This is a genomic window from Enterococcus sp. AZ128 (genome assembly GCF_051714485.1).
Taxonomy (GTDB): Bacteria; Bacillota; Bacilli; order Lactobacillales; family Enterococcaceae; genus Enterococcus_A.
Window position 1 is genome coordinate 291,263 of the sequence record NZ_JBIORZ010000002.1, and the last position, 16,540, is coordinate 307,802.

Sequence of the window (16,540 nt, forward strand, 5' to 3'; positions counted from 1 at the left end):
AAAATAGTGGACTTTTCGATCACAATCCATCTACACATTTCTTTTTAATATTATTTATTAAACATATTATCATATCTTTGTATTATTTTATAGATTTTTCTTAAGAATAGTCATTTTTTAAAAAAAGAATAATATATCCATAACAAACAGAATTATTATCGACTGGAATTAATTAAAAAAAACGTTGCCTTCAAAATAGAAAGGCAACGTTTTTTTGTTGTAAAAATAGCTTTCTTTGTTAATCATGCTGGGAATGCCATTTTTCAATTGCTTCCTTACGCTCTTTGAAGCGTTTCTCATTTCCTTGCATGGTTGGCAGATAGTACTGATTACCTTCTAATGAAGGCGGCATTGTTTTCATCGAAGTCAATTTATCATCTGTATAATGAGCGTACTGATAATCTTCTCCATAATGCAAATCCTTCATCAATTTTGTTGGTGCATTGCGAATAACCAAAGGAACTGGTTCATTCATTGTTTCATAAACGTCCTTCTTCGCCAGTTGATAAGCCGCGTCGACAGCATTTGACTTAGGGGCTAGAGATAAATAGATCACGGCTTGAGTTAAATGAACATTACACTCCGGCAATCCTATGAATTGACAGGATTGAAATACTGTATTGGTTAATTCCAAAGCGCGGTTGTCTGCCAATCCAATATCTTCACTCGCAAAACGAACCAAACGCCTCGCAATGAACAATGGATCTTCACCAGATTCTATCATCCTGGCCAGCCAATAGATTGCAGCATCTACATCACTATTTCGCATGGATTTATGCAAGGCCGAAATCGTATTGTAGTGTTCTTCCCCTTTTTTATCATAGAGAAAAGATTTTCGTTCGATCAAGTCCAACAGCTTATCCTCTTTGAGAGTTACCATGGCAGCTTCCTTCTCTCCATTTAGAATAGCCATTTCTAATGTATTCAAAGCCACTCTAGCATCACCATTCGCATATTTTGCAATCGAATTTAGCACTTCATCGTCCATTTTAATTTTTAGTTTAGGAAAACCTCTTGGACTTTCAATCGCTTGCTTCAGCAGCCGTAAAATATCTGAGCTTTCCAATTGATTCAATACAAAAACTTTACTTCTGGATAGTAAAGCCGAATTTATTTCAAATGATGGATTCTCTGTCGTAGCTCCTATCAGAATAATACTCCCGTTTTCAACATAGGGCAAAAAAGCATCCTGCTGCGCTTTATTGAAGCGATGGATTTCATCTACAAAAACAATTGTTTTAGTACCATATGTACGATTGTGCTCAGCGTCTTTCATGACTGTTTTTATTTCCTTGATTCCGCTCGTCACCGCGCTAAAATTGATAAATTCAGATTTTGTCTGATTTGCAATAATCCGTGCCAATGTTGTCTTACCAACACCGGGAGGACCCCAAAAGATCATTGATGAAACATGATCATTTTCAATGATTTCTCTTAATAACTTCCCATTACCCAACAAATGCGTTTGTCCAACAAACTCCTCTAGATTCTCAGGTCGAACGCGCGTTGCCAACGGCTCACTCTCTTCTCTCGATTTTTCAAAAATTGAACTTTGTCTCATCTTAATACCTCCTAAGAACAAAAACGAACATCCGTTCTTATTTTAGCATTTTTGATCCCTATTTACAAAGTGATTTACGTTGAAAAGCTCACTCATCTTTAAAATGAGTGAGCTTCATAAGATGTATCAAATATTTTTCGTTTGATAAAAGTGTTCCCAATCATTTGAGAAACGGTCTATTGCTTGTTTAGTCACTGCTAAATCAAAGAACACCTCTAATATTTCGGGAGAAAACGTTACGGCATCAGCTCCAGAATCTATTGCTTCTGTAATTTGCATTGTATTCTTAATACTAGACGCCATGATCTTTCCATTCAGTGTATTTGTTTTGGCATATTCTTTGGCTGAGCCAATGATATCAAATGGATTAATTCCGATATTTTCAGATCGATTAGTGTAGACTGCTACATAATCTGCTCCTGATTCTAGTGCCAGAAAGGCCTGTAGTTTTGTATAAACAGCTGAAGTTGTAATTCTACAATTGGCATTTTCTTTTTTTAAAATATTTAGTGCATTCAGGCCAGCTTTTGACGCCGGAATTTTTACGAAAACTTCTTCGCCGATCTGGTTCCAAATTTTTCTTGCGTCATCTACCATTCCTTCAAGTTCTTTTGCGACGACTTGCATGTGTAAGGTACGCTCATTCCCAATTATTTCAAGTGTCTTTTTCATATGGGGGAAAAAATCAATTTTTCCTTCTCTTTTAATGATACTCGGTGTAGATGTTATTCCCTTAATAGGTACTACATCCATATACTTTTCAATACTATCTAAACAGACGGTATCCAACAAATACTCCATTTTTTATCCCCTTTACCCTCTAGATTTCCCACCAGCAATATTTGTGATAATACCACTTAAATAGCTAGCATGTTCTGACAAATAGAAGGCAACTACTTCTGCAATCTCCGATAACCTTCCAACTCTGCCGAGTGGAATACTTGAAGCTTTTACATAGCCTTCTCTCAATTCACTTAGCGATATTCTTCTAATAAAAGCTAATGTTTCTTCATACCTTTCAGAACGCAGTTCAGTCTCTTCCATAATACCTGGCGCTACACCTAAAACTCGGATGTTATATTTACCTAACTCTTTTGCCCAAGTACAAGTCATACTATTAATAGCTCCCTTTGTTCCTACATAAAAACCTTGTCCGATTGATCCCTCTAAAGCACTTTCAGTAGACATATTTATAATTACTCCAGAATGCTGCGTAACCATCTTACGAGCCACTGCTTGACTCATTAGAAATACACTTTTCTGATTAACTGAGACAATCCGATCAAATAATTTCTCGGTCAATTCATACTTCCCAGTGTTGTCAGGATTTATTAACATGCCGGGTAACGCTATTCCTGCATTATTTACTAGACCATCAATCCGCCCAAATTTCTGAAAAACATGATCTACTTGCTGATCTATCTCATTTTTTTTTGATACATCGACTTTATAAAAATAATAATTTTTTTCTTTGATTTGATTCGTACTCTTCAGATCAAAGTTCACCACTAGTGCATTGTTTTCTATCAAACATTTGACGATACTGCACCCAATTCCAGCAGAACCGCCAGTTACAATAATTACCTTATTATCTAGACCCAGCCAACTTTCCATGTCTTTCCTCCTACTACAATATATTTATAGGTTATAAGGCACTACTAGTATCATTAGTAATCCCTTTTATCTATCATGTTGCTTAAGCTGTTAGAATGAGAGGGCAATGGTCGGGCATTTTCCTCCTTGGACTTTAGCGTCCGTAAGTGAGTCTGCCAACCAGCTCACTTAATTTTCCATTAGTCAGGAAATTCTCCTGGATTTGACTCGATCATCACTTTGATCTCATTGCCTTCCATCACTTTATCAAACGCTTCACGCCAATCAGTTAATGGGTATTTTTTCGTGATCATCTCATCGATATTGATTGCGCCTTTGGCTAACAAATGAATCGCGATTGGCCAATCATAAGGATTCTGTGAACGACTGCCGATGTATTCAATCTCACGTTGTATAATTGATTCCGTATCCAGGTCTACCATTTTGTTGGCAAATAGCCCCACTTGAACAAATTGCCCCTGTTTACGGATCAATGGCAAGCTGGCATTTACAGCCGGCACCGCTCCAGATGCATCGTATACTTTATCAACACCGTAGCCATTCGTTGCTTCATCAACAATTTTGGCTAAATCTTCTTTCATCGTATCTACGATCACATCTGCACCCAGTTTTTTCGCTAATTCTAAACGGTGCGCATCTTTCGTGATTCCTGTCATAATAACGAAAGCTCCGATTTCTTTGGCGATCTGCAATAGGAACAGTCCAATCGGTCCAGGTCCCATGATAATAATCGTATCTTTTAGTTCTAAACGGCTCTTTTGATACATCGCATGCACACAACAAGCCAAAGGTTCGCTCATCGCTGCCCCTTCATAACTCAGGTGATCTGGTAATAAATGAATACTTTCTTCCCGTGCCAACACGTAATTAGCCATCGAGCCATTTTGCTGCGTTCCGATTCCTTTACGATGCGGACATAAATTGTATTGTTTTTCCTGACAATACTCACATTCGCCACAGACATAAAACGTTGTCTCGCTGGTCACACGATCGCCAACTTTGACCGTTGTTACGTGGTCACCTACTGCAACGACTTGTCCAGAAAATTCATGCCCCAGCACAACTGGTGTCGTTGGATTTTTGTATTCACCTTTAAACGTATGGATATCTGATCCGCAGATACCGGTATATGCGACTTTGATCAAGACCTTATCCTCTGTTGTTTCAGGTACAGCAAGGTCGATAAATGCCATTTGATCGTAGCCGGGGGCTTGTTTTGAAACACCCTGCATCATTTCTTTTCCTCTTTTCTCTCTTCCGGAAAAATCATTACTTTGTTATAAGATTCTTCACGATTCACTGTCAGATCAAATGCTTTTTGAATCTCTCCCAATTCATAGCGATGAGAAATCAATTCCTTCAGTTTTATTTTCCCTTGTTCGATAAACTTCGCAGAATGTATCCATTCTTTCCCAGGAAAAGGTGCTGAATACGAATTCCAGAAACCGTTTATTGTATATTCTCTTCTAAAAATATTTTCAAAAGCTCGTTGACGTAATAGAACATCTGAATAGGCGATTCCTTGATAACCAATTTTCCCACCTTTTCTTGTAATTAACAGGCACTGCTCCTCGGTAATTTTGGAGCCCGCACATTCGATAGCGATATCCACTCCAAGATTGTCAGTTAACTCAAATATTTTATCTTCTAATGATTCTTCCAAAGAATTTATCGTATCCGTTACACCATACTTTTTAGCCTCGTTTATCTTATTTGAGTCAATATCTACACCAATAATCTTTTTAACACCAGTTAAACACAACCACTGAACTGTTAATATTCCTATCGTTCCTAGTCCAAATACAGCTATCGTATCTCCGATTTTAGGATCTAAGCCCATTACGCCATGGGCTGCAACCGCTAATGGCTCAATCATTGCGGCTTCTTCAAAAGAAATGCTTTCCCCTATGTTAATCACATTTTCTTCTGGAACAGTCACATATTCTTCAAAACCACCATATCGGTGAGAGCCTACCATTGTATAATCTTCGCACAACTGATATTTTCCCGATTCACAGTAAACACATTCATGACAGGGAATCAGAGGCGCTACAACCACTCGATTACCTTTCAATGTCCTTTTTACTTTACTTCCTATTGATTCAATGACCCCAGAAAATTCATGCCCCAAAACCATGGGTAGTTCATATTTCCATTCGTTCTGCATTTTATGAATATCAGATCCACAAATTCCTGCAGCTTTGACTTTTATCAACACCTCGTGTTCCTTAGGAATAGGCTTTTCGATATTTTCTATTTCAAATTGATTCAACCCTTTTAACAATGCGGCTTTCATGACAAAGCTTCTCCTTTCAAAAAATCAAGGGACTCTTTTTAAAGTCCCTTAATTCAGTAATGGCTATAAAAAATTAAAGAATTCCAGAAAACAATTGAGAAAATTTCAAAATTACCCAGTTTAAGAAGTTACCACCCATATCGAGCGTTGATACTTGTGTTGCTCCTTTAGGAAACTCATACACACCTCGCATCATTTCTGTGTGAACAGGAGCGAAATTAGTTGCCATATATAATGCCAATGCTATTACAACGGTTCCTGTTAACACCGATTGAATAATATTCCCTTTCCGATGAGCGACAATTAAAGAAACATAAAATGGAATAGTTGCTAAATCACCAAAAGGTAACACCTTGTTGCCTGGCAATATAACAGCAATAAATAAAGTTATTGGAACTAAAAGCAAACCGGTTGCCAAGTTGGCTGGGTGTCCGGTGGTAACCGCAGCGTCTAAGCCTAAATAAATTTCTCTTTCCCCATAACGTTCTTGTAAAAAATCTCTGACAGATTCTGAAATTGGGATTAGACCTTCCATTAGAATTTTTACCATTCGAGGCATCAAGAACATTACTGCCCCCATGTTGATACCCATTTTTAAGATACCCCCAATATCATAACCACCTAGTGCAGCAATAGCTGCTCCGATAATAATCCCCATCATCATTGGTTCACCAAAAATACCAAAACGTTTTTGGATCGATTCTGGATCAGCGTGCAACTTATTTAGACCAGGAATTTTACTTATAGCAATACCAATCGGAATACCTACTAAGCCAAATGCGACTGTTGATCCAGTTGGCAGGCTCACTCCCTCCAACCCATAGAATTTCGCTACTAAAGGAGCTGTTTTGTCGGCAATAATCAAGCAAGCAATCTCATACAATACGGCACATAAAATAGCAAACCACCAGTTACCATTTGTTACAATATAACCCGTTGCTCCCGCAGCGATAAAATGCCAATAGTTCCATAAATCAATATCTAAAGTTTTTGTAACTTTCAGCAGGAGTAAGATAACGTTTACAATCAGGCAAATCGGAATTAAAACTGCAGAAACCGGCGAAGCCCATGCAGCAGATGCCGCGGATGGCCATCCAGTATCAATCACAGTTAAATGAAATCCAAAGCGTTCGACCATAGCTTGCGCAGCGGGCCCCAAATTATCTGATAACACACCGATAACCAAATTAATACCTACAAATCCAATTCCTATTGTTAATCCTGATCTTAATGCTTTCCCAAACGGAACTCTAAAAATAAGTGCTATGATTAGAATCATAATGGGGAGCATGACAGTAGGTCCTAAATTCAGGATATACTGTACAACATCGTTAATAGCTTTCATTCAAATAAATCCTCCTTGTATGTTTATTTTAAATAGCGGCCACTATTTTTAACTAACTTTATTGATCAACGGATCGTGCTAATTCCAAGATTTCTTTATCTAATTTGTCGGCGCCTATGCCACTGATATATCCCAAAGCTGTAATTGCTGGTATTTTGTATTGGGTCGGTAAGATTGTTGTCGAAATAAGCATATCAGCGCCTTCCTGTTTAGATACTGCTTCGGCAATTTTAATTTGTTGAACATCCGCATCAATGTTATTATCCTGCAATAGATCTTCAATTCTTTTCATAACTACTGTCGATGTAGCAATTCCTGCGCCACAAGCTACCAATACTTTAACTTTCCTCATAATAATCGTCTCCCTTTATTTTTCATTTTTTTTAATTGCATGAAGTAGTTGTTCTGAATCTTTTGCTGCTAAAACTTCCTCTAAAATATTGTCATTTTGTAATAATTTCATTAATGATTGCAGCATTTCTAACTGCGCATGAGGTTGATTTAATCCCAAAATGAACACAACATCCGTAATAACTTTTTTATTTTTGTCCTCCATGCTAGTAAATTGAACCGGTTTCTTATTAGTAATTACTGCCACAAATTCGGTTAGAATGCACTCTGCATCTGTATGTGGAATGGCCGCACCAAATTTTTCCAACTGAATCCCAGTCGGAAACATGTCTTCTCGTTCCTTTATTCGTTCAAGAAAATCACTTCTGACCCATCCTAGTTCTAATGCTTGTTCATAGACCTGTTCAAAAATTTCGATATGACTCGAAAAAGACTCTTGAACAAAAATCAACGGAGTTTTCACATAAAAACTTAGTTTGTCATTTTTCCCCATCTCTTAGTTCCTCCAATATTCTTCACTAAAATCTACTAACAAAGTGAGTATTTCACTGATAGTTGTTGCTTCTTCTATTTTTTTTAGTTGTTCCGAACCTGCTAAATTCATCAATTCAAAGATCAAATCGACATGTTTATCTTTATCATTAGAAGCCAATAGAACAACTGAATGTACTTTTGATCCGTTTTCAGTAAGTATTCCTTTCTTAACGACTCCCATACTGATTCCTACTCCTAGTGCTCCAGCTTCACTCATCGTATGTGGCAGGCCTATAGTATTACGTAAAACTGTGTATTGAGGTAAAATGGGCATCTCTTGTTTTAAAACGGTCACAAAATTTTTACTAATAACTTTTTGCTTTTCTAAAGGCTCTGCCAATTTATCAAGAAGTTCTGACCACTTTATTTCATCATCAAATATTTGGATAGTATCCATTTTTAATGTATCGATTAAATGAATACGTTTCTTCTCTAATCTCTCGAAATCCTTTGGAGTAAATAGCGTCAATAGTTCGTGATACAGATTTTCTTCATCAGTGATCACCGCATATTTCTTTATTAATGACATGATTTTCTCTGGATTTATAACGGTATTTTGAGATAGTGTCACTGATCGTAATACACGCTCTCTTAGTTGTCTTTTTTCCTGATCCGTTAAAAAATTATTTACAACAAAAACAGATTTCTCGGTTTCCAAAGGAATAGCTGAAAAAATGAAATCAACATCGTAATTATTTCGATAGAATTTTCTTTCAGAAATCAAATCTACAAAGTCGATTTCCGGTAATAAATTTTGTAAAGTATTCTTTAGCAATAGCGAGATTGAGATACCATTCGGACAAACAATAACTGCTCGCCTTCTATTTTCGTCTCTAATGATCTCTGTACTTTCGACGATATGACTACCTATGAATAAAGAAATTAGGAATAATTCGGGGTCTGGTATCGACTCTTCAAAAAAAATTTCCAAAGGTTTACTAGATTCCTTCACTAGGTAAAATAAGGAAAACAAATCAGCGTCCTTGTTCTCTTGGTAAAATCGTGTTTGCAAATTTAAATGGTATTTAATGCGATAATATGCTGGTCTCATATGAATCAGTAATCGTTCTAACAATATTTCTTTACGTTCAATACTTAGACCTGATACCTTTTCAAAATTGTTCAATACTTCAAATAGAGCCTCTTTTAAATTATCAATTTCTCTAACTGAAAGGATGTTCGCTTGCGACAAATTAGTTGTAAGCAATAATAAAGTTAGATACACTCGTTCATTTCTACTTATTTCATCTACATCCCAAATAATATGTTCTGCAGCTAAAAATTCTTTTGTATCCGCAAGTTCAAAATCATTAATTTTGAAATTGTAAGTTATTTGTTTCCCTCTTTTCGCTCTCCGAATAATTAGAATGACTAGTAGCGGTAAAACCTTTAAGCGATCATCAGTAAATTGAATATTCAATTTTTCTTCCACTAACCAGATACGTTTCTTGAAAACCTCAACTAGATCAGTATCAATTTTTGAAAATTGGATAATACAATTGATTCCGTCATAAATCTCTGCCAAATTCATTAAAGTCTCAGATAGCAACTCGCGTTTATTCCATTCATCACCGTGGAAATAATATCCTTTCTGTCGGGTGTATTTTAATTCCAAATCATACTTCTCAATATCTTCTCCAATTCTTTTTAAATCTCGCAAAATGGTATTCCTGCTAACCTCCAACTCCACGATGAAGTGATCCAACGATAGATGCTCTTCTTTGCCCAAAACCATCAATTCGATTACCCAGATTCTTTCCTGCCCTGAAAATATATAGTGCTCTATCTTTTCACGTTCTTTTTCTTTTCCACCTCCAAATACGGATATCACCTCATTAGGAACTAAAAAGTAACCTTTTTTTGTTCTTTTGATTTGCGGCAACTTTCCATCTTCTAGAAAATCGTTGATTTTTTTTAAAGCGTAATTTAATTGACTTCTGGATAGATTGAACCTTTCATATAAAACTTTACTAGTAATTTGGGGGGTATTTATTAGTTCCATTAATATTTGGTTATTTCTATCTTCTAAGTTCATATTCATCACCCTTACACTCTCAAAATACTTTAAAAACGTTTTCAAATCTACAGATTTTGTTATCCAATAATATGCATACTTTGTGCAACATGAGCTCTCATAATTCCTTCAGTTTATTCCCCCATAAAAAAAAACAGGCGGAATTACCTGTTTTACAACCTTTCTGTCTTTTTTTAATAAATGAAAACTGTTCTTTCTTAAGTTCTACTGAAGTACAGATAAATCCGCAGCAACTTAAGCCATTAAATACTATCATATTTTTGTTATCCTTACTGATCAAAATCATCCTGTTAGTTATGCCTATTTCGATTGTCCTCGTTAAGCAATCCAACAAATCCACCCCAGAAAAATATCACTCTTAAATAGATGATATTATAAATATTTACATTTCCTTATTACTATTATTAGTATCAAAACTAAAAAAACAGCACATCTTTTTTAGCGATGCGCTGTTTCTTATCTGTATTAATAGTTATTAGAGTAAATTGGTATACTCATAGTGATCCCTCATTTTCATTGTACGGATTAATCTACTGAAACTAGAATCATCTTGTCATAGAAATAACAAGTCAGTCATTCACTCTTCTGCAGCTCCATCTTCTTTATCATCTTTTTATTATTAAAGATCTGCAGTTCCAAATGCTCGTTATCTAATTTGATAATATGGTATTCGGTATTACTGCCACTTTTTGCTAAAACAATATTTCTCTTCGTTGAATTTGCGGCAACTTGTGCGTCTTCCATCAAAATATACCCATTTTGCTTAACGTTCCAAAACTTGCACTTTTTATTTTTTGCTTTGATTGAGTATTTCTCGGAGTGATTGGACCATGTCCCCTCTACCCACATTGCATTATTTGCAGTGTGAGTACTAATAAAACTTAGTAAAACGAAGACGCACACAATTACTAAGCAAATAAGAAACTGTTTCTGTCTTTTAGACAGCCCTTTAAACTGCTGCCATAATTGGTATGTCCCAGTGTCCAGCCATTGTAAGAATTTTATTAATCCATTTGTGTTCCTCAACAACAGCCTCACCTCTTTTACCATACATTTTATTCAGATTATAGAATAAAAATGCTCGGATAGGACGAAACTTTCCTAAACGGTTCGTTTTCAGTCCTGAATGTAGGATAGTATGTAAGAATTGTTTGCGATCATACACAAAAGACCTAACTGATTGAATGGTGTGTTTGAATAGAAATTTGATAAGTTAAAAAAATGACTTAACGAAGTAATATAAAGTCAAACGAGCATACACTATCGAAATCGATAGGTAATATGCTCGTTTACTTTCATTTTGTTAATTATTTTTCGAAGACACTTAAAAAATCTACTATTCATTTTATTGTTAAAGGTTTAGTTCAGTGTCCTTGATGCATACCATGCAGTACCTTCTGATTTCCACCCTGCCTTAACTAAACTGTCTCGTTCAGAAGCGATTGGTGTATAGTGATGACTATCTTCTCTTGGTGCTGCTTGCGGATTGTATAAGCGATAAACAGGAACACTTCCACCCGAATACCAAGAGACACCCTCATATCTCCAGCCGACTTTAATTAAGTTATCTCTCTCATAGGCATGCGGTGTGTAATGATGTCTGCCGTTATTAGGATTGTACATTCTGTAAACGGAAGTCCCCGTCGAAGGCGATACCCAACCGACTCCTTCATAATTCCAACCAACCTTGATCAAATTAGTCGCTTCGCTAGTTATTTGTGTGTAGTGGTGCTGACCATCATTCTTGTTATACATTCTAAAAATATAACGCTCGTTTGCAGCCTGACCATCTGTCGAAGGAGAAACATTTGGATCAGTACCCGTATTTAAAAGTCTACGAGCAAAATTCGGGTAAAAATACTTGATATCCACCGCTGTGACGCTCTGGCCTGGTTGCGGCGAATGAATCATTTGATTATTACCAATATAAATTCCCACATGATAAGTAGCCCCTCGATTACCATAAAAAAGCAAATCACCTGGTTGCAACGCGCTTAAACTCGCTTCAGTTCCATATTTTTCTTGATTCGTTGTTCCCATCAATAAATCCATATTTACGGATTGTTTATAAACATATTTCACTAATCCGCCGCAATCAAATGAATTCGGACCAGCAGCGCCCCACGCATAGGGTTTACCAATTTGGGCTCTCGCACTTGATACAACAGAATTTTGCTGTCCGCCCGCACGACTCATTGGAGGCAGAGCCGCAGTTTCCAGTGTTGGTATACTCATAATTTGTTCAAATTGCTGCTCTGTATATCCCGCTTCTGAGGCTTTTGACTCTTCTGAATCTTTCAATGGTTCTGCTTTTACATCTTTTCTGTCTGCTGAAACTACTTGTTCTGTACTCGAAGTAGTTAAGCTAGTTTCAGAATCCGAAGCAGCAATACTACTTGTATTTATTGTAGAATCTTCAGTTTCTGCTGCGTTCACTAATTTTGTAGTAGCAAACGTCATCAGTCCCAACAGTGACAAGGTGGTACCAAACAAACGTAGTCTAATGTACTTTCTCATAAAATAACTCCCATTTTATTATTTTTCCCTTGAAAGAATAAATACGAAGGGTTTATTAGCTTATAGATAAAGCTATCAATCTTTCATAATCTATAAAAACCATAAAATAACTAATTTATAAGTTCATTGTACATTAAATTAAGGTGATTTCCAGCTCAAAATCAAATTGACATATTTCTTTAATCCTGCAGAAAAGCATCTGCAATAAAACTCACAGATGCTTAACGAATTACAGTAATATTTTTATTATCAATTTAAATGGTATACCTACATAATCTAAAAAAACTTTCTATCTTTTTTTTAAGTGAAACCTCATTATCGATAACTCATTTAACTTTTTCTGCATAAGATGTAAATCGAATACTTATCTACTTGATAAAAGACCATTGAAAACTCAAATAATACCGTATACGGTTGAAATCCAACCATTCACGGTATTAGGCTTAACAAATCGCATTAAACTCACTATTATTAATATTAAAAAGGGGAGATAAAAATGCGGACATCAATTTTTTTAGAAACAAAAAAGGGCCCAGTCGTTATCCAGGCGACTGAACTACTATATATCACTGTAGATCCTACGAGAGACCACACGCTATGCTTTGTTACTAAAGAAGAGAAGCATTATTCTACAGGCGACTTAAACGATTTCGAAGAGTCAAATCGAAGCTGGCTATTTCGCTGTCATCGCTCCTTTATCGTTAACTTGCATATGATTCGAGAAATCAACAAATATGAGCGAAATATTTACTTCTTAGAGGACTGTTCTAACAATAATTGCCCTTTTTCCAGAAGAAAATATGTTCCATTGAAAGACTCGCTTAAAAATTTTATATTGACCGAACAAGAAGTATAATTAACCATCCTGGTGCAAATTCGGTCTATTCACGGTTTTTCGTTGTAGTAAACAAGCAAATGATTTACAATCGAACAGTAATGAGAAGTCACTCACAAGAGGTGAAAAAATGACACATTCCTTTACGTTATTTCTACTAGATAAGATCCAAGCAAAGAATCATATGACAGAGGATGAATATGAGAATGTTGCCTACTCGCTAGAAATTTTTATGATCAATATCTTCAAGACTATCCAGGTTTATGTAATCGCGTATCTTTTAGGTGTTCTATTTGAAACGTTTATCATGAACTTGCCTTACGTTCTTTTAAGATGGCATGCTGGAGGTTGGCACGCGAAGTCAACAATCAACTGCTCTATTTTTGGAATCACAACATTTGTTGGCATTCCATTCATACTACAGAAAACTGATTTTACTCTACCTGTTCTTTGGATGATGATTGTTTCTCTAGTGATTCTATATTGCGTTTTACTTTACGCGCCGGCTGATACAGAAAAAAATCCTTTGGTTAGCGTAAGTGAGCGAAAAAGAAAACGAATATTTTCTTTCTTAAGTGCTTTGTTAGCTATCTTCATAGCTGTGTTTTTTGTAAATAGTAAAATAGGGACATTAATGATTAGTGGGTTATTTGTGGAAATCATTATGATTCATCCACTGTTTTATAAATTAAATAAAAGGAGCTATAAAAATTATGAAAACTATCAAGTACAACCATAACACATTTTTAAAAAACATCTCTAAAATTCTTGTTGCGGCTTCAATTGCATTACTGAGTTATCCTTGCATTATTTTTGGCTATGAACCTGAAAATCCAAAACTAAAAAAAATGACTTCCGAAGAATAAAATGGAAGTCTTGATACTTCTCTTGTTAACTTCTATAGAAAATGTATGTCAATTATTCATCTATTCTAAGTTAATCAACAAAAAAGTTTCGTTCAAAATGGCAATTTTTCTTCCTATAATATCTTTTATAGGATACTTACTTTTGAACTACTGGGTATTCATCGTGCCAATTTCTTACTTTCTGTTTGTCGGAAAAATTATTAAAAGAGACTCTAGCAACAATATGATATGGTTTTACAGTATTTATTCTACTTTCTCTTACGCTGTATTTGCCTATTCTATGAATGCTTCGATTCTCTTCTTTATCGGAGAAGACACCTTTACCAAATATATGTATCTGATAAATATGACGATATCACCCATTTTTTCAATGATATGCAATTTAATTTTATTGCGCTTAACTAGACCAAGTGTTTACTTTTTAGAGAAGTACAAAGACAATTGGAATCAATTTTTTCTTCTGTTTATAAACATTCTCCTAACACTGTGTTGTATAATTCAGTTTGGCAATTACTGGATAGAACGTTATTTGATAAAAGACGAAAACCCCATTAGAAAATATCTGATTGCTATATTCATACTAGTTATTGTCCTATTGGTCGTCTATTTGAACATAAAAACACGTCAGCTTGACAAGCAACGTATCCAACAACTAAAGGACAATCAGCTAGCTGACTTGACCTCTTATGTTCAGCAAATCGAGGCAATGTACGGAGAGCTTCGAAGTTTTCGTCACGACTATCATAATGTGCTGATCAGCCTTAATCAGAGTATCAAAACAAAAGATCTGTCTGTGATTGAAGATACGTACACGCGGATATTGGAAACTGAAGGAATCGTTTTAGATGATGATCATTATGCCTTAGGAAAGTTGAACAATCTGAAGACACTACCAATAAAAGGGATATTTTCCACCCACATTATTCAAGCGTGGCAGAAAAATATCCCTGTCCATTTAGAAATTGAGGATATTATTCAAGATGAACCGATTGAGGTTTTAGATTATGTGCGAATCACTTCGATTTTATTGGATAATGCGATTGAAGCGGCTGAAGAAGCTGAAAACCCTTTTGTTACTATCGTCTTTTTGAAAAATGAAACGGAGCGAGAAATTCAGCTTACTATTGAAAATTCTTGCCCTGTTGAACCAATTGATATCGTAAAAATTTTCAATAAAGATTATTCAACTAAAGGGAAAAATCGTGGACTTGGTTTAGCCACTATCCAAACAATTCTTCAAAACTATACGAATCTTTCATTGCAGACAGAATATCAGGATGGTGTATTTCGACAAATTTTGATGATTAAGGAGGAAATTCCAAGATGAACATTTTTTTATTAGAGGATGACATCATGCATCAGCAGCGTTTGGAGCTAGTCATTCGTGAAATTCTCTTAGAAAAACGTTGGCCAGCGAAATCGATCGTTACCACTGCAAGACCAGAAACTCTGCTAAAAAAAGTTCAAGAAACCGTTGATCAAAACATCTATTTTCTTGATATAGAAATCAACGGAGAAAAGAAATTGGGGTTAGAAATCGCCAGTCAGATCCGAACTATGGATCCCCATGGAGTAATTGCCTTCATTACCACTCATTCAGAATTTGCGCCAATTACTTATGCCTATAAAGTTTCTGCTTTTGACTTTATTGCTAAAGACAGTCCCATTGATGAAATCAAGCAGCATTTAGTTGACTGCTTCGAAAATCTTTTAAGTAATCGAGCTAATGAAAAAAAAGAAGAAATGTTCTTTTTTAGTAATCAGCACAGTAATTTCCAAGTCCCCTTTTCTGATATCCTTTATTTTGAAACTACTGAAATTTCTCATAAGCTACGGCTTATTTGTAAATCTCGCTTGGTTAATTTTTATGCGACACTTGGCGAAATCGAAAGTTTAGATGATCGTTTCTTTAAAGTCCATCGCTCTTTCGTCGTCAATTTAGAAAATATTGCACAGATTGATCGATCAGAAGGTGTAGTTCATTTTGATCAAATTCATTCCTGTATGATCTCTCGCAGAAAAATTAGGCCCGCCCTGGAGAAAATGAACGCTGTAAATCAGATTTTTCAAAAAAATTAATCTAGAACAAGACAATCAGTAGAACTTACAACTGATTGTCTTTTTTTGCCTAACCCACCACTCAGTATTCAAATTTCTTTTTGCTAAGTAAAAAAAAAGCGCTAGTTTGCATTGCAATATAGTCGGGGATTTAGTACTATATTGTTAAGCAAACTAGTAGAAAGAAGGTTGCGTGTGAATCAACAAGTATCCTCTCAAATGCTTAAAGGAATTTTGATGGGCTGTATATTAGTCATTCTGTCAAAAAAAGAATTATACGGTTATAAAATTAGTGAAGAACTGCAGCATTTCGGTTTTGACAGCATTCCAAAAGGGACTATCTATCCCCTTTTGATGAATATGGATAAGAAAGGTTTGGTCGTTGGCGCGATGCGCGCTTCAGATGAAGGTCCTAAACGAAAATACTATCATTTAACCAAAGATGGAATCAGTGAGAAAAATGCTTTTATTAAGCAGTGGGCGTTCTTATCCAGCAATGTAGACCGTTTATTGAAGGAGAGTGAATAG

At 35.7% G+C, this 16,540-nt stretch carries 16 protein-coding genes; 5 read left to right on the forward strand and 11 right to left on the reverse strand.

All coding sequences use genetic code 11. The annotated features are described in order from the left end of the window. Positions 1 to 238: 238 nt before the first annotated feature. The 11 genes from IGI38_RS13250 to IGI38_RS13300 all read right to left on the reverse strand — a co-directional run bounded on the left by IGI38_RS13250 (position 239) and on the right by IGI38_RS13300 (position 12,253). On the reverse strand, positions 239 to 1,561 hold the full coding sequence (locus IGI38_RS13250) for a replication-associated recombination protein A (RefSeq protein WP_438731216.1): 1,323 nt from the start codon (positions 1,559 to 1,561) through the stop codon (positions 239 to 241). Between the two features lie 126 nt (positions 1,562 to 1,687). Further along, on the reverse strand, positions 1,688 to 2,362 hold the full coding sequence (locus IGI38_RS13255; protein WP_438731219.1) for a fructose-6-phosphate aldolase: 675 nt from the start codon (positions 2,360 to 2,362) through the stop codon (positions 1,688 to 1,690). A gap of 12 nt (positions 2,363 to 2,374) precedes the next feature. Continuing rightward, positions 2,375 to 3,175 (reverse strand): SDR family oxidoreductase, encoded by an 801-nt coding sequence (locus IGI38_RS13260; protein WP_438731222.1) that lies wholly within the window; start codon positions 3,173 to 3,175, stop codon positions 2,375 to 2,377. 179 nt (positions 3,176 to 3,354) lie between these two features. Beyond that, entirely contained in the window at positions 3,355 to 4,410 is a 1,056-nt protein-coding gene (locus IGI38_RS13265; RefSeq protein ID WP_438731224.1) for a zinc-binding dehydrogenase, read from the reverse strand. Continuing rightward, on the reverse strand, positions 4,407 to 5,471 hold the full coding sequence (locus tag IGI38_RS13270; RefSeq protein WP_438731227.1) for a galactitol-1-phosphate 5-dehydrogenase: 1,065 nt from the start codon (positions 5,469 to 5,471) through the stop codon (positions 4,407 to 4,409). The genes IGI38_RS13265 and IGI38_RS13270 overlap by 4 nt, the downstream gene beginning before the upstream one ends. Before the next feature lie 73 nt (positions 5,472 to 5,544). Continuing rightward, on the reverse strand, positions 5,545 to 6,816 hold the full coding sequence (locus tag IGI38_RS13275) for a PTS galactitol transporter subunit IIC (RefSeq protein WP_438731230.1): 1,272 nt from the start codon (positions 6,814 to 6,816) through the stop codon (positions 5,545 to 5,547). Positions 6,817 to 6,874: 58 nt separating this feature from the next. Beyond that, a complete protein-coding gene (locus IGI38_RS13280) occupies positions 6,875 to 7,168 on the reverse strand; it encodes a PTS sugar transporter subunit IIB (protein WP_438731233.1) in 294 nt (97 codons plus the stop codon). A 15-nt stretch (positions 7,169 to 7,183) separates the two neighbouring features. Next, complete coding sequence (locus IGI38_RS13285; RefSeq protein WP_438731235.1) at positions 7,184 to 7,660, reverse strand: PTS sugar transporter subunit IIA; 477 nt, start codon at positions 7,658 to 7,660, stop codon at positions 7,184 to 7,186. Positions 7,661 to 7,663: 3 nt separating this feature from the next. Continuing rightward, the gene (locus tag IGI38_RS13290; protein ID WP_438731238.1) at positions 7,664 to 9,742 is read right to left on the reverse strand and encodes a BglG family transcription antiterminator; all 2,079 of its coding nucleotides are present in this window, start codon (positions 9,740 to 9,742) and stop codon (positions 7,664 to 7,666) included. A 567-nt stretch (positions 9,743 to 10,309) separates the two neighbouring features. Continuing rightward, positions 10,310 to 10,480, reverse strand: coding sequence for a hypothetical protein (locus IGI38_RS13295; protein ID WP_438731241.1), 171 nt, complete (start codon positions 10,478 to 10,480; stop codon positions 10,310 to 10,312). 615 nt (positions 10,481 to 11,095) lie between these two features. Next, positions 11,096 to 12,253 (reverse strand): NlpC/P60 family protein, encoded by a 1,158-nt coding sequence (locus tag IGI38_RS13300; RefSeq protein ID WP_438731243.1) that lies wholly within the window; start codon positions 12,251 to 12,253, stop codon positions 11,096 to 11,098. Between the two features lie 496 nt (positions 12,254 to 12,749). On the opposite strand from IGI38_RS13300, the gene IGI38_RS13305 reads away from it, so the two are divergent. From IGI38_RS13305 to IGI38_RS13325, 5 genes are all read left to right on the forward strand, one after another. After that, positions 12,750 to 13,109, forward strand: coding sequence for a LytTR family DNA-binding domain-containing protein (locus tag IGI38_RS13305; RefSeq protein WP_438731246.1), 360 nt, complete (start codon positions 12,750 to 12,752; stop codon positions 13,107 to 13,109). A gap of 109 nt (positions 13,110 to 13,218) precedes the next feature. Continuing rightward, entirely contained in the window at positions 13,219 to 13,827 is a 609-nt protein-coding gene (locus tag IGI38_RS13310; protein WP_438731249.1) for an accessory gene regulator AgrB, read from the forward strand. A gap of 734 nt (positions 13,828 to 14,561) precedes the next feature. Continuing rightward, positions 14,562 to 15,281 carry a GHKL domain-containing protein gene (locus tag IGI38_RS13315; protein WP_438731251.1) on the forward strand — a complete coding sequence of 240 codons (720 nt, stop codon included), beginning with the start codon at positions 14,562 to 14,564 and terminating at the stop codon, positions 15,279 to 15,281. Beyond that, entirely contained in the window at positions 15,278 to 16,033 is a 756-nt protein-coding gene (locus tag IGI38_RS13320; protein WP_438731254.1) for a response regulator transcription factor, read from the forward strand. The genes IGI38_RS13315 and IGI38_RS13320 overlap by 4 nt, the downstream gene beginning before the upstream one ends. A gap of 174 nt (positions 16,034 to 16,207) precedes the next feature. Next, positions 16,208 to 16,540, forward strand: a complete 333-nt coding sequence (locus IGI38_RS13325; protein ID WP_438731257.1) for a PadR family transcriptional regulator — start codon at positions 16,208 to 16,210, stop codon at positions 16,538 to 16,540.